This is a genomic window from uncultured Chryseobacterium sp. (genome assembly GCF_913776365.1).
Lineage (GTDB): Bacteria > Bacteroidota > Bacteroidia > Flavobacteriales > Weeksellaceae > Chryseobacterium.
Window position 1 is genome coordinate 18096 of sequence record NZ_CAJYMO010000277.1, and the last position, 12427, is coordinate 30522.

The 12427-nt window shown below is 43.8% G+C and carries 13 protein-coding genes and 1 tRNA gene; 6 read left to right on the forward strand and 8 right to left on the reverse strand.

Going from position 1 to position 12427, the window contains the following annotated elements:
• Window positions 1-63: 63 nt before the first annotated feature.
• The 4 genes from QZ735_RS14555 to QZ735_RS14570 form a co-directional block, all read right to left on the reverse strand.
• Window positions 64-1476 carry a HAMP domain-containing sensor histidine kinase gene (locus QZ735_RS14555; RefSeq protein WP_294249769.1) on the reverse strand — a complete coding sequence of 471 codons (1413 nt, stop codon included), beginning with the start codon at window positions 1474-1476 and terminating at the stop codon, window positions 64-66.
• Window positions 1477-1479: 3 nt separating this feature from the next.
• Window positions 1480-2187, reverse strand: coding sequence for a response regulator transcription factor (locus QZ735_RS14560; protein WP_294249770.1), 708 nt, complete (start codon window positions 2185-2187; stop codon window positions 1480-1482).
• Between the two features lie 144 nt (window positions 2188-2331).
• Window positions 2332-2406: transfer RNA gene (locus QZ735_RS14565), tRNA-Val, on the reverse strand.
• A 41-nt stretch (window positions 2407-2447) separates the two neighbouring features.
• Entirely contained in the window at window positions 2448-3692 is a 1245-nt protein-coding gene (locus tag QZ735_RS14570; RefSeq protein ID WP_294249772.1) for a folylpolyglutamate synthase/dihydrofolate synthase family protein, read from the reverse strand.
• Window positions 3693-3790: 98 nt separating this feature from the next.
• On the opposite strand from QZ735_RS14570, the gene QZ735_RS14575 reads away from it, so the two are divergent.
• Genes QZ735_RS14575 through QZ735_RS14595 form a run of 5 tightly spaced genes read left to right on the forward strand, consistent with a single transcriptional unit; the run spans window position 3791 to window position 8020 of the window.
• The gene (locus QZ735_RS14575) at window positions 3791-5128 is read left to right on the forward strand and encodes a TolC family protein (protein ID WP_294249774.1); all 1338 of its coding nucleotides are present in this window, start codon (window positions 3791-3793) and stop codon (window positions 5126-5128) included.
• A gap of 32 nt (window positions 5129-5160) precedes the next feature.
• Window positions 5161-5724 (forward strand): SprT-like domain-containing protein, encoded by a 564-nt coding sequence (locus QZ735_RS14580; RefSeq protein WP_367117856.1) that lies wholly within the window; start codon window positions 5161-5163, stop codon window positions 5722-5724.
• A gap of 2 nt (window positions 5725-5726) precedes the next feature.
• Window positions 5727-6812 (forward strand): mannose-1-phosphate guanylyltransferase, encoded by a 1086-nt coding sequence (locus QZ735_RS14585; protein WP_294249776.1) that lies wholly within the window; start codon window positions 5727-5729, stop codon window positions 6810-6812.
• Between the two features lie 31 nt (window positions 6813-6843).
• Window positions 6844-7518, forward strand: coding sequence for a hypothetical protein (locus QZ735_RS14590; RefSeq protein WP_294249778.1), 675 nt, complete (start codon window positions 6844-6846; stop codon window positions 7516-7518).
• Window positions 7478-8020 carry a GNAT family N-acetyltransferase gene (locus QZ735_RS14595; protein ID WP_294249780.1) on the forward strand — a complete coding sequence of 181 codons (543 nt, stop codon included), beginning with the start codon at window positions 7478-7480 and terminating at the stop codon, window positions 8018-8020. The genes QZ735_RS14590 and QZ735_RS14595 overlap by 41 nt, the downstream gene beginning before the upstream one ends.
• 62 nt (window positions 8021-8082) lie before the next feature.
• Here QZ735_RS14595 and bcp read toward each other — a convergent pair whose 3' ends face one another.
• On the reverse strand, window positions 8083-8532 hold the full coding sequence (gene bcp / locus QZ735_RS14600; protein ID WP_294249782.1) for a thioredoxin-dependent thiol peroxidase: 450 nt from the start codon (window positions 8530-8532) through the stop codon (window positions 8083-8085).
• A gap of 33 nt (window positions 8533-8565) precedes the next feature.
• On the opposite strand from bcp, the gene nth reads away from it, so the two are divergent.
• Window positions 8566-9183, forward strand: a complete 618-nt coding sequence (gene nth, locus QZ735_RS14605; protein ID WP_294249784.1) for an endonuclease III — start codon at window positions 8566-8568, stop codon at window positions 9181-9183.
• Between the two features lie 55 nt (window positions 9184-9238).
• On the opposite strand, the gene QZ735_RS14610 is transcribed toward nth, so the two are convergent.
• From QZ735_RS14610 to QZ735_RS14620, 3 genes are all read right to left on the reverse strand, one after another.
• Window positions 9239-9688, reverse strand: a complete 450-nt coding sequence (locus QZ735_RS14610) for a DUF1572 family protein (protein ID WP_294249786.1) — start codon at window positions 9686-9688, stop codon at window positions 9239-9241.
• Window positions 9689-9702: 14 nt separating this feature from the next.
• Window positions 9703-10278: a hypothetical protein gene (locus QZ735_RS14615; protein ID WP_294249788.1), complete on the reverse strand. Its 576-nt coding sequence runs from the start codon at window positions 10276-10278 to the stop codon at window positions 9703-9705.
• Window positions 10279-10360: 82 nt separating this feature from the next.
• Complete coding sequence (locus QZ735_RS14620; RefSeq protein WP_294249790.1) at window positions 10361-12157, reverse strand: DUF885 family protein; 1797 nt, start codon at window positions 12155-12157, stop codon at window positions 10361-10363.
• Between the last annotated feature and the right edge of the window lie 270 nt (window positions 12158-12427).

Genomic DNA, 12427 nt, shown 5'->3' on the forward strand with positions numbered 1-12427 from the left:
AGTCCATTGAATAATGGCGCGGTTTGTCTTCCGGAAATTTTTCCTGAGTCTTTTTTCTGCTGTTTAGCTTTCCCTGCTTTCTTCCTGCGTGGTATGATAAAAATTCGGGAACTTGAGCTGTACGGTAGTTCCCTGGTTCTGAGAGGAACTGACAATCAGTTCTCCCTGGTGCATCCTGACAATATTCCTGGCCAGCGGAAGACCGATGCCGTAGCCTTCGTAATTGTTGGTATTGGAAGCCCTGAAAAAAGGATCATAGATCTTGTTCATTTCTTCAACGGGAATTCCGATTCCGTTGTCCTTTACGATGATGTAGACGTCGGTATCCGTAGCGCCCAGGGAAACCCTTACCTGCTGGAAATCGGAATATTTGCAGCCGTTCTGGATGATGTTGGTCACAGCCAGGTGCAGCAGCTGCTCATTTCCCTGCACTTTCAGTTTTTTAGGATTGTCCGGAAGCATACTGATGTCCAGGAATATGTTGTTCCGGGTATCGATTCTCCTGAGGGTTTCGATAACATCCCATAAAAGCTGATCAATTCTGATCTGATCGATTTTCTGAATTTTCCCATCAAAGCCGGTCTGGGCAATCAGCAGCAAAGCCTTAATCTTTTTATCCAGTTTTTCCGCTTCATCCAAAATGATCCCCAGGGTTTCCTTGTACTCTTCGTTGGTCCGGGAAATGGAAAGGGCTACATCTGCTTCGCCCATGATGGAGGTCAGCGGTGTCCGGAGCTCGTGGGAAACATTGCCGATGAGGTGGTTCTGGGTTCCAAAGGACGTTTCGATACGGTTCAGCATCCCGTTGAAAGTTTCCACCAGCTCGTTCAGTTCTTTATTGTCCGGCTGGGGTTCCAGGCGCAGGTGCAGGTTTTCGGAACTGATTTCCTTTACTTTGCTGGTGATCTTAAGGATCGGCCTGAACAGTGTTTTTGAAAGGTAGAAAGAAAAGATCATGCTGAAAAACAGGGAAAGTACGATACAGGTAATCAGTGTGCGTTTCAGGAATCCGAGGTAATAGACCACGTAATGGTTTTTAGCGGAAGCAATGGCAATATAAGTCTTGTCATCGTGGCGGAAAGTCTGGCCGATATAATAAAATTCTTGATCATTATAATTCGATTCCCCTTTTCTTACAATGCTTTTAAAAAAAGAGCCCGGAATATGGATCTTCTGTGAAATCTGGCTGAAATTGGAATCTGCGGGAACGGCAAACACATAGTCGCGCTCCATCGGCAGTTCTTCGTCATTCAGCCCGTTCAGGATGTAATTCTCCGGGATATCCAGGTCATCCTTGCTTTTTTCGATCTGGATAATGGTGGTAGTCCGTATCTTCAGCAGCTCATAGAACCGCTGGTGTGAGAAATTGACAATTGAAAAATATACCAGTCCGCTGAACAGCAGGATGATGGCGGTAAACACCAGCATCAGGAGCACCATCGTCTTGGTCTGGTTGGTAATGACTCTGTTAAACATCCGCTATGGTTTTTTCATGACGTATCCCATTCCGATAACGGTATGGATGAGTTTCTGGTCTTCCTGATGGTCCAGCTTTTTCCGCAGGTAATTTACATACACGTCTACCACATTGGTACCCAGCTCATAATTGACTCCCCAGACGGCATCCAGGATCTCCGCCCGGGAAATTACCTTCTCCGGATTATTCAGGAAATACAGGAGCAGCTTATACTCGGTGGAAGTCAGTGAAATTTCTTCTCCGCCGCGGGTTACTTTTTTAGTATAATCGTTAAGCACCAGATCGGAAAACTGATAGAGGTATTCCTGGTCCACCTCCGGTTCGGCAGGCTCTGCCGGATTCCCGTTATGGCTTCTCCGGAGCAGGGATTTGATCCGGGCTACCAGCTCGATAAACTTGAACGGCTTTACCAGATAATCGTCGCCGCCGCTTTCCAACCCGAGAACAATGTTTTCGGAAGTGCCTAAAGCGGTAAGAAACAGGATCGGGACGTGCGGATTGGTCTTTCTGATTTCCTTACATGCATCCAGCCCGTTCATTTCCGGCAGCATAATGTCCAGGATCACCAGATCAAAGTCATTTGATTGTACCAGCTGAACGCCTGTCTTCCCGTCAAAAGCCACGGAAACTTCATAGCCGTTTTCCTGAAGGCCTTTTTTAATAAAGGACACTACGCCGGTTTCATCTTCGATAAGGATAATTTTTTTCATGAGGATAAGGAATTACACAAAAATAGAAATTTATCGGGCAATTTTCCGGAACGGATTTCTGCCTGCTGCTGTTTTTATTAATAGCTGACGTAAATCTAACAAATAATAACAAAAAAATCTCCCAGTTTCCTGAGAGATTTTGTGTGGGCCCTGAGGGATTCGAACCCCCGACCCTCTGGGTGTAAACCAGATGCTCTGAACCAACTGAGCTAAGAGCCCCTATACTTGTTTCCTCGTTTAGAGTGGTGCAAATATACAACTTATTTAGAAATCTCCAAATTTTTTTCTAAAAATTCTCCTACTACAAAATTACTTCCGCCGATAAAAATCATTTCTTTATCCGTACATTGTTCTTTTGCAGCGAGATACGCAAGTTGTACCGAATTGAAAATGGTAAAGGGAATTTTTGCTTCCTCAAGCAAGGTCCGGTATTCTTCAGGATGTCTTCCTCTGTGGATAGAAGGTTTGGCAAAATAAAACTCGGCATTTTGCGGCAGAATTTTCATGACCTCGTCAATCTTCTTATCATTTACAAATCCTAAGATGATATGCTTATGCCTGTCAATAGCGTTCAACTGTGCAAAGACATGCTCCAGGCCGGCCTGGTTGTGGCCGGTATCACAGATGATAAGCGGAAACGGGGAAAATTCGAACCATCGGCCGATGAATCCGGTATTCCGCTGCACATGCAGCAATCCTTCTCTTACATTTTCATCAGAAACAGTATAATTCATTTTTTTTAATTCCTGAAGCAATGCCATTACGACCTTTATATTTTTTTTCTGATAATTTCCCTGCAGGTCGGATACGAGATCCGTATCCCGTAAGGAAGCATCAATAAAAGCTGCCTGTTCCCGTGCTGCCTTATTCCGGATAATCTCTTTTACCGGTTCGTTTTCATCACCTGAAATCACCGGGATGCCGGGCTTCACAATTCCCGCCTTTTCTGCTGCAATTTCTTCAATGGTATTCCCTAAAATATTCTGATGGTCCAGCTGCACGTTGGTAATGGCTGAAATCAGCGGGGTAATGATATTGGTAGAGTCCAGTCTTCCCCCAAGACCGACTTCAATAATGGCAATATCCACCTGCTTCCGGTAGAAATACTCGAAAGCCATTATGGTAGTAAACTCGAAGAAAGAGGGCTGGATGTCCTCCGGAAGATTCTTCAGTTTCTGAATAAAATCATAGACAAATGTTTTATCGCAATTGGTACCGTTTATTTTGATCCGCTCCGTGAAATCAATGAGGTGGGGAGAGTTGTATAAACCCACTTTGTATCCTGATTCCTGCAGCACCGAAGCCAGCATATTGCTTGTGGATCCTTTTCCGTTGGTTCCTCCGATATGGATACACTTTATTTTTTCCTGCGGGTTTCCGAAAAATGCACATAATTTGATGATATTGCCCAGTCCGGGTTTATAAGCTTTCTCTCCGTCGGTCTGATAGTTGGGAGCCTGTACGAAAAGCCATTCCACGGCCTCTTTGTATTGTTCAGTAGTCATGATGCAAAATTCTCAAAAGTTTCATAGATATGAAACAATAATTTCCTGAAATCTGTAACTTTTCATTATTTGATTCGTCTAATAGGGAAAATCGTAACATGAAAAAAGTTTTGACTATTATTTTAGGATTGTCCTGCCTGGCATTCAATGCCCAGAAAAGATGGTCTTTGAGAGAATGTGTGGATTATGCAGCCAAGCATAATCTGCAGGTGATCCAGAATGAATACTCAAAACAGATCCAGGATCTTAACCTTAAAATAGCCAAAAGAAATTACCTTCCCGGTGTTTCTGCAAACGTAGGGAACGGCGTAAGTTTCGGGCAGGCTTCATTAGGAACGGGAAGTATCCGCAATGACCGTTTCAGCAACAATGCCAATGTCGGTGCGGATATCCTGGTATATAATAACGGAAGACTGGAAAAAACCGTCAGAAAAACAGAATTCGATGTTGAAGCCAGCCAGTATGATATTGAAACCGTCAGAAATGACATTTCACTGCAGATCGCACAGCAGTATCTTACCACGCTTCTGAATAAAGAAATTGTAAAAATCTCCCAGGCTGCCGTAGAAAACGCTCAGAAACAGTATGACCGTTCCAAGATTACCACTACCGTAGGAACCACAGCCCAGACGGTTCTGGCTGAAGCGGAAGCCGGCCTGGCAAGGGAAAAACAGAATCTCAAGACTGCTGAAATCAATGTAGGAAGAAGTTTATTTGCCCTTGCCCAGCTGCTGCAGCTGCAGGAGTACAAAGATTTTGATGTGGAGGATGTAGAGGTTCCGGATCAGCTGACTCCTCAGTTGAAACCGGTGGAAGAGGTGCTGGCCACAGCCTATGATACCCAGCCGCAGATCAAAGCGGCCCAGAGCCGGATCAGGTCTGCAGAAGCCCAGACCGAAGTGACCAGGACATCCTTCTGGCCTACCGTAACGGCCAGTGCCGGAATCGGGAGTTTTTATAACAACCTGCTTAATTTTCGAACGGACGAGTTCGGCAACCCGGTTTACGATACGCCTTTCTTCAATCAGTATAGGGATAACTTCGGACAGAATCTGAATATTTCCGTAAACATCCCGATTTTTAATAAAGGAATTACAAAGCTCCAGGTAGAGCAGTCGAAGCTTAATGAAGATATTGCCAAAGTAACCATGCTTCAGCAGAAACAGATTGTACGGGAGAATGTTCAGAAAGCACAGTTTGATGTGGATGCAAATTATGAAATTTATCTGTCTGCCGTTCAGGCTGAAAAAAGCACGAAGCTGGCTCTAGATTTCGCCGATAAAAGCTATGCCGCAGGAAGGTCTACCATCTATGATGTAAATGTCGCAAGAAACAATTATGCCAATGCCCAGGGATCTGTAGCCCAGGCCAAATTCAATTATCTTTTCAGTCAGAAATTGCTGAATTTCTATTCGGGAATTCCGCTGAGCTTATAGATGCCATGTCCATCCAGTCGTTAGAGAAATATTTGCCGCCAAATACGCTGCCCTATTTAAAGATATGGTTTGCCGATTATTATATCCATATCAAGATTACAAAAAACAGGGACTCAAAGCTCGGAGACTACAGGAAACTTCCTGATAACACCCATGAGATCACGCTTAATTCAACATTGGTTCCGGAGCTTTTCTTTTTTGTATTAACCCATGAACTGGCCCATCTGATCGCTTTTGAAAAATACGGACGGAGGATTTCGCCCCATGGAAACGAATGGAAAGAAACGTTCAGGCAGATGCTTTTGCAGAGCCTGGAGGTATATGAGGAAAAGCTCAGACCGGTTATTGTAAAATTCTCAAGATCACCAAGAGCTAATTTTATGGCAAGTCCGGAACTGGTAAGGTATTTTCACATTGAAAAGCAGGATGATAGGCTCGTATTTATAGAAAAGCTGCAGAAAGGGGACTTCTTTATGTACCGCAATGAAAAGTATTTATTGGAAGGGCTTATTAAAAAAAACTATCTTTGTAAAAATCTGGCCACAGGAAGGAAATATTCTTTCAAACCTCTGGCGAGAGTGGAAAAATGCACTTAACAATGTCAAAATCAGATAGATATTGCGTGATTATGGCGGGTGGGATCGGAAGCAGATTCTGGCCTATGAGTACGCAGAAATTCCCGAAACAATTCCAGGATATTTTAGGCGTTGGCCGTACGATGATTCAGCAGACCTATGACAGGATCAGCAGAATGATTCCTGTTGAAAATATATTTGTCATTACAAACAAAGAATATGTTGAGCTTACGCATCAGCAGCTTCCTGAAATCCCTCAGAAGAATGTGGTGGGAGAGCCGTTGCTGAAAAATACGGCTCCGTGTAACCTGTATATGGCCAATAAGATTGCGGAAGTTGATCCGGAAGCTACTATGATTGTCCTGCCTGCAGACCATCTGATCCTGAAAGAAGAGACCTTTCTGGAAAAGGCAGAGCTTGCTTTTGAGCTTGCCTCGAAAAACGAATATCTGGTAACATTGGGTATTACACCTACCAGGCCGGATACGGGCTATGGATATATTCAGTTTGTCGACAAACATGATTCAGATTACTATAAGGTAAAGACATTTACGGAAAAACCCATGCTGGAAATAGCAAAAAGTTTCCTTGAAAGCGGTGATTTCCTTTGGAATGCCGGAATCTTTATCTGGAATGTGCAAAGCATCTGCAAGGCTTTTGAAACCTATCTTCCGGAAATGACCCAGCATTTTAAAGCATGTGAATACAATGCCGGAAGCGAAGAAGGCTGTATTGAACTGATATATCCTAAAGTGCAGAAGATTTCCATTGATAACGGGATCCTGGAAAAAGCAAAAAACGTATATGTGATTCCTGCAGATCTCGGGTGGAGCGATCTCGGCACATGGACTTCTGTGTATGAGAATGCAGATAAAGACCAGAATCTTAATACCGTAAAGCCTAAGCAACCCATACTTACCTATAATTCAAAAGGAAATGTGATCCGCCTGAAAAATAATAACAAAGCGGTGATTATAGACGGATTGGAAAATTATATCGTGGTGGATACGGACAAAGCACTGCTAATCTGCCCGAGAGAGAATGACCAACTGATCAAAGACTATGTGCTGGATCTGAAAAACTTCAGGAAAGGAGACAAATTCATGTAAAATAATCGCTGTATTTCTGCGTTCCTATAACATGGTAAAACTGATCTATACATTCGGCATCCTTATTTTTCTGCTGACCGGCAAATCTCTGTATGGCCAGGGGAAACAGCATTTTCCCCACGTTGGGGGAATTCTGCAGAATATTGTTCCGGATCGGAAAACGGATTCGTGGATGCTGGTTCATAAGAATTACGGAAAAGATACCGTTATTAAGCAGTCCGGCGTGGTGAAGGATTATATTTCTCCGGCATCGGGCTTTAATATGGGAATCGCATCAGAAGATGAATTTTATTACATCGTCTATTCTTCCGGCGCAAAAACGGAATATGTCACGGATCTCAATGCACTTAAAGATTTTGTAGGGAAAATTGACAATATTTATGATGCAGCAGCCGTAGCAGCGGCAGACGGATATATTGTTGATGAAGATTTCAGGGATATGGCAGGGAACTATCAGGAAGACCGTTCTTTTTACCACCTGGATCTGGGAAAAATTACCTCTGCGGAATGCCCTTACCAGAAAAAACATTTCACCCTTACGGTAGAAAGGTCGACAGGAAAAGTAGTGGATGTAAAGGATAACGGATCTTACATTGAACTGTATAACAAGAAATGTAAAAACAACCCGAGGCTTTTAAAAATCGAAAAACCGGAAGAACCGAAAGATGAATCTAAAAAACCGGCAAAATCAGCTAAACGCAGATAATTTTTATGAAACGGAAAGACTTGTGCTGCGGCCGATGTCCTTGGAGGATGCCGGATTCATCCTCGAGCTTTATAACCGTCCTAAATTTATAAGATACATTGGCGACAGGAACCTGAAAAGCGTTTCCGATGCAGCAGAATATATTAAAAACAGGTTTCTCCCCCAATTTGAAAAACGGGGTTTCGGAAATTACCTGATCCTTATCAAGGAAGGAAACCGTAAGATTGGCGCAGCAGGAATCTTCGAAAGGGAAGGCCTCGATATTGCGGACATCGGCTTTTCGCTTCTCGAAGAATTCGAAGGAAACGGATATGCCTATGAAGCAGCCTTAAAAGTGAAGTCGATAGGAATGCATGATTTCGGCTTACCGAAAATTTCAGCCATCACCACAAAAGATAACAATGCCTCCCAAAAATTAATTGAGAAACTGGGACTGGAATTCCGTAACATGATTACCCTTCCCGGTGATACCGAGGAACTGAGGTATTATGAAACTGAATAGCCATAGGGCAATATCAGGAAAAGGTTTCAGGGCCCGGCAGGAAGACCTGAAATCCTGAGTTCTCATGCCTCCAGAATCTGTGAAGCATGGTCTTTGGTCTTCACCTTGTCAATGACCTGGACACAGGTCCCCGTTTCATCGAAAACGAAAGTGGTTCTTACAATGCCCATAAATTCCCTGCCCATAAATTTTTTCAGCTGCCAGACGCCGAACTTACCGATAATGTCGCGGCTTTCATCGGCTATGATATCAAACGGCAGTTCAAATTTAGTACTGAAATTTTTCTGGCTTTTTACAGAATCTGCACTGATGCCCAGCAGCCGGAATCCCTGTTTCTCGAGTGCTGCATAGTTGTCCCGCAGGTTGCATGCTTCTGCCGTACAGCCGGGCGTACCTGCTTTCGGATAAAAAAAGACAACCAGTTTTTTACCGGTGAGGCTTTTCGAATCAATTGTATCCCCATCCTGGTTTATTCCTTCGAACGACGGTAATTTATCTCCGGGTTTCAACATAATCATTTATTTTTGTTCAAATTTAATCGTTATATGACAAAAAAGCAAAGAGCTAAGATCGTTCAGGAAGAACTGGATAAAATCTATCCTCAGGTACCCATACCGCTGGACCATACGGATCCTTATACCCTGATGGTAGCCGTGGCCCTTTCTGCCCAGACTACCGACAAAAAAGTGAACCAGGTAACCCCGGAACTTTTCAGGATAGCAGGTACCCCGCAACGGATGGCACGGCTTGAAGTTGATCAGATCCGTGAATTAATCAAGGAAATCGGGCTTTCCAATACCAAAGCAAAAAACCTGAAGAGAATGGCTGAACTGCTGCTGGAAAGGCATAACGGAGTAGTGCCGCATACCTATGAAGAACTGGAGGCTCTTCCGGGAGTAGGCCATAAGACGGCTTCCGTAGTCATGAGCCAGGGATTCGGTTTCCCCGCATTTCCCGTGGATACCCATATCCACCGGCTAATGACGCAGTGGAAGCTTACTTCCGGTAAAAACGTGGTAGAAACTGAGAAAGATGCAAAGGCCCTCTGGCCAAAAGAATCTTGGAATAAACTTCATCTTCAGATCATCTATTACGGAAGGGAATATTCGCCGGCCAGGGGAAAAGGAAATGATTTCATTACCCCTATGCTGTTTGACAAATAACGGCAGCCCCTTCCGGAACTTTACAGTTTTACCTATTTCGGTCTGGTTGACGGAATTACAGGGCATCCAGCAGCCTCCGGTGATAATTGACCTGGCCCAGATGGTAATTCAGGTGCCCTAACAGGTGGATCAGGAAATAGCCGGTGGTCATCTTATAGCCTAAAGGCTCGATCGGATATTCTTTTTTGAGATCTTCTTCCGTTAGTTTACCGAATGAAAACAGGATCATCTCCATTGTTTTTTCTATCTGTCCGACGAGCTCAGATCCCGGCAGGTCTTTTAAAGAAAATTCCAGATCGCGCTGCCTTATATATCCTGAATTTCCAAGCTGGGCACCGATATAGGTATTGAGATTCCCCACCAGATGAAGGCAGAGGTTGCCGGCAGAATTCAGAATGTCTTTATCTGTTTTCCATACTGTTTTTTCATCCCGGTAAGCTTCGATTTCCGTTTTCAATTTTGTTAAATCCCTGATGAAAAGGGACTGCAATTCTTTTGTAATCACTTTATTTTATTTATCTATTTAATAATTGTTTTAAAATATCCTTTGAAATTCTTGGTTATAACAGAGTCTATTCTGGTGGTGTAATCAATAAAGCCGTAAATGCTGTCACCCTTCTCAAAAGAAGCTTGATGAAGCTTTATTTTCTGATAGGCCGGTACTGATCTGATGAACTTCGTTTCCCCTTTCAACGTTTTCGGATCTATATCTCTGATGAAGAACCGATCTTTAAATACTTTTACCAGAACGCCGTTCCCAAAATATCCGTTGTAGTTATTCAGGAGGATATCCATGGTGTCTTTGCTGTATCGGGCATTGCATTTATAATCTGCAAATTGAAATGACAAAGCAGGAAACAAGCCGTCGGAATAGCTGGCCTGCTGTATAATCCATGCCGTCCTTGCAGGGCTTTCAATCCTCTCCCCATTATACAACTGCAGTTCGGGATATTTGGAAAGGCGCTTTACCGTGTCATTCAAGGGAATGCTTTCATCGACAGTAAACCTGTTATACCGGCTGTTTTCTTCTTCCTTTCGGCAGCATACGGGAAAAAATACCCATAAAGCGATCATCAGGCAAAGGATTTTTTTCATAGTCAAATCTAAACAAAAAAGCCGCGGTTTGTTCCGTGGCTTTTTCTTAATAATCACTTTTCCCTTCCGGAATCTGATCCTGTTATTTCTGTTTTTTGGCCCACAGGTCCATTTTTCTGTTCAGCACATCCAGCGGAAGACAGCCCTGGCTCAGGACTTCATCATGAAATTTGGCCAGTGAAAACCTGTTGCCCAGTTCTTTTTTATACTTTTCCCTTAGTTCACGGATTCTTAATGAACCTATTTTATAACCTAATGCCTGTCCGGGCATTGCCATATACCGTTCTACCTCGGCAGTGGCACCGGCTTCATCGTATGAAATATTGCTGAGAAAGTATTTGATGGCTTCTTCTCTCTTCATGGTTCCTGTATGCAGCCCGGTATCCACTACCAGTCTTACGGCTCTCAGCATCTGGTCGCTCAAATATCCCATCTTCTGGTAAGGATCCGTGTACAGGCCGAATTCCGGTCCCAATGTTTCACAGTAGTGGGCCCAGCCTTCACCATAGGCACCGAACCAGCCAAATCGCATGAACTTGGGCAGTCTGGTATTCTCCTGCTGCAGGGAAACCTGGTAATGGTGTCCCGGAATGGCTTCGTGCAGGAAAAGGGATTCCATCCCCGAGGTTACATTGAATTTTGAAGGATCCGGAAGCGGGACATAGAAAATTCCCGGCCTTTTGCCGTCAGGGGTTCCCTGGATGTATTCTGCGCTGGCGCTGGCTTCCCTGAACTTTTCCGTCTGCCGGATCTCGAATTTCGTCTTTGGGGTAACGGAAAACATGGTTTTCAGTTTCGGGGTAATTTGGGTAAGAATCCCATTGAAGGCGGCCAGCACTTCTTTTGAAGTTTTATAAGGCATTGCCTTCGGGTCGGTTTTTACATAGCTGATAAACGCTTCCAGCGTTCCGCTGAAACCTACCTGCTGCTTTACCTTTTCCATTTCGGCACGCAGCATGGCCACCTGCTGGCGGCCAGTGGCATTGATTTCTTCCGGAGACAGGCTGGTGGTCGTCCAGCTTTTCACGTAATACTGATAGATCTCGTTACCGTTGGGAAGGCTGTTATAGCCATCGGTATCCCGGGCTTTCGGCAGGTATTCCTTTTCCAGGAAGTCGCCCATCCGGCTGTAGGCAGGAATGATTTTGTTGGTAATCACTTCCTTGTAAGACCCTGAAAAACGCTCTTTCTGTTCTTTGGTAAAGTCTTTCGGAAAATTTCTCAGGGGTCCGTAGAAAATATTTTTTTCCGGATCGGCAGAGATTATTTCTTCCGCTCTCATCTGAGGGATCATCTTAACGACCAGCTTTTTGGGAAGCACCATTTTATTGCTGATGCCTTCCCTGAAGTTTTCGGTGGCTGCATCCATCCATTCAGGGAACTTTTCCATCCTTTTCAGCCAGTCAGTGTAGTCTTTTTCGGTTTTGAAGGGCTGGCTTCCTTCCCCGCTTCCGTATAAGGGAAAGCTCAAAGGCAATCCCCCGAACTGGGTGAACGGGATGTATTCCGGATGATAGGCATACGCTTCGATTTTATCTTTCAGGGTGTAGTCCAGTACGTTATAGACTACTTTGTCATCATCGGAGAGGTTCTTGTAGTCTACATTCTCCAGCTGTTTCTGCACAGAATGATAGAAGGCTACTTCGCCTGAAATAAAGTCTTTATCGATCGTAATCGGCAATTGGTCATTGTACCGGAGGTCTCCCTGGGAAGTGGCCTCCAGGGGATACATTTTCAGGTATTGCTCATAATAGTTGGCGGCTATGGAATCCAGATTGGAAGGCGTAACTTTCGTGAGCGGAGAGTCCGACTTCCTGCAGGATGACAGCCCGAGCACCAGCAGCAGGGCGGCAGCCCCTTTCATTAATATGTTTTTCATACGGCATGAATTCTTTGGACAAATGTAAATATTTATATCGCATCTTATCCCTAAGGATCCGAATGTTGTGAAAATATTTTCCGTGCCGTTAGGAAGCAGAAATTTATCGATGATTTTAAAAAATATTTTTTCAAAAAATTCTCCACATTCAATCTATTTTTTATCTTTGTTGAAAACGTTTAACAATCATAGTATTACAGCTCTTTTTTAAGAAATAATGAAAGGGATTTTAAAAATTTACCATCCGGAGGAAACGCTAAAGTACAATAT

What these genes read in the sequence shown, in the direction of transcription:
- QZ735_RS14555 (WP_294249769.1), bottom strand. Translation starts at nt 1,476, where the DNA reads ATGTTTAACAGAGTCATTACCAACCAGACCAAGACGATGGTGCTCCTG.
- QZ735_RS14560 (WP_294249770.1), bottom strand. Translation starts at nt 2,187, where the DNA reads ATGAAAAAAATTATCCTTATCGAAGATGAAACCGGCGTAGTGTCCTTT.
- QZ735_RS14570 (WP_294249772.1), bottom strand. Translation starts at nt 3,692, where the DNA reads ATGACTACTGAACAATACAAAGAGGCCGTGGAATGGCTTTTCGTACAG.
- QZ735_RS14575 (WP_294249774.1), top strand. Translation starts at nt 3,791, where the DNA reads ATGAAAAAAGTTTTGACTATTATTTTAGGATTGTCCTGCCTGGCATTC.
- QZ735_RS14585 (WP_294249776.1), top strand. Translation starts at nt 5,727, where the DNA reads ATGTCAAAATCAGATAGATATTGCGTGATTATGGCGGGTGGGATCGGA.
- QZ735_RS14590 (WP_294249778.1), top strand. Translation starts at nt 6,844, where the DNA reads ATGGTAAAACTGATCTATACATTCGGCATCCTTATTTTTCTGCTGACC.
- QZ735_RS14595 (WP_294249780.1), top strand. Translation starts at nt 7,478, where the DNA reads ATGAATCTAAAAAACCGGCAAAATCAGCTAAACGCAGATAATTTTTAT.
- bcp (WP_294249782.1), bottom strand. Translation starts at nt 8,532, where the DNA reads ATGTTGAAACCCGGAGATAAATTACCGTCGTTCGAAGGAATAAACCAG.
- nth (WP_294249784.1), top strand. Translation starts at nt 8,566, where the DNA reads ATGACAAAAAAGCAAAGAGCTAAGATCGTTCAGGAAGAACTGGATAAA.
- QZ735_RS14615 (WP_294249788.1), bottom strand. Translation starts at nt 10,278, where the DNA reads ATGAAAAAAATCCTTTGCCTGATGATCGCTTTATGGGTATTTTTTCCC.
- QZ735_RS14620 (WP_294249790.1), bottom strand. Translation starts at nt 12,157, where the DNA reads ATGAAAAACATATTAATGAAAGGGGCTGCCGCCCTGCTGCTGGTGCTC.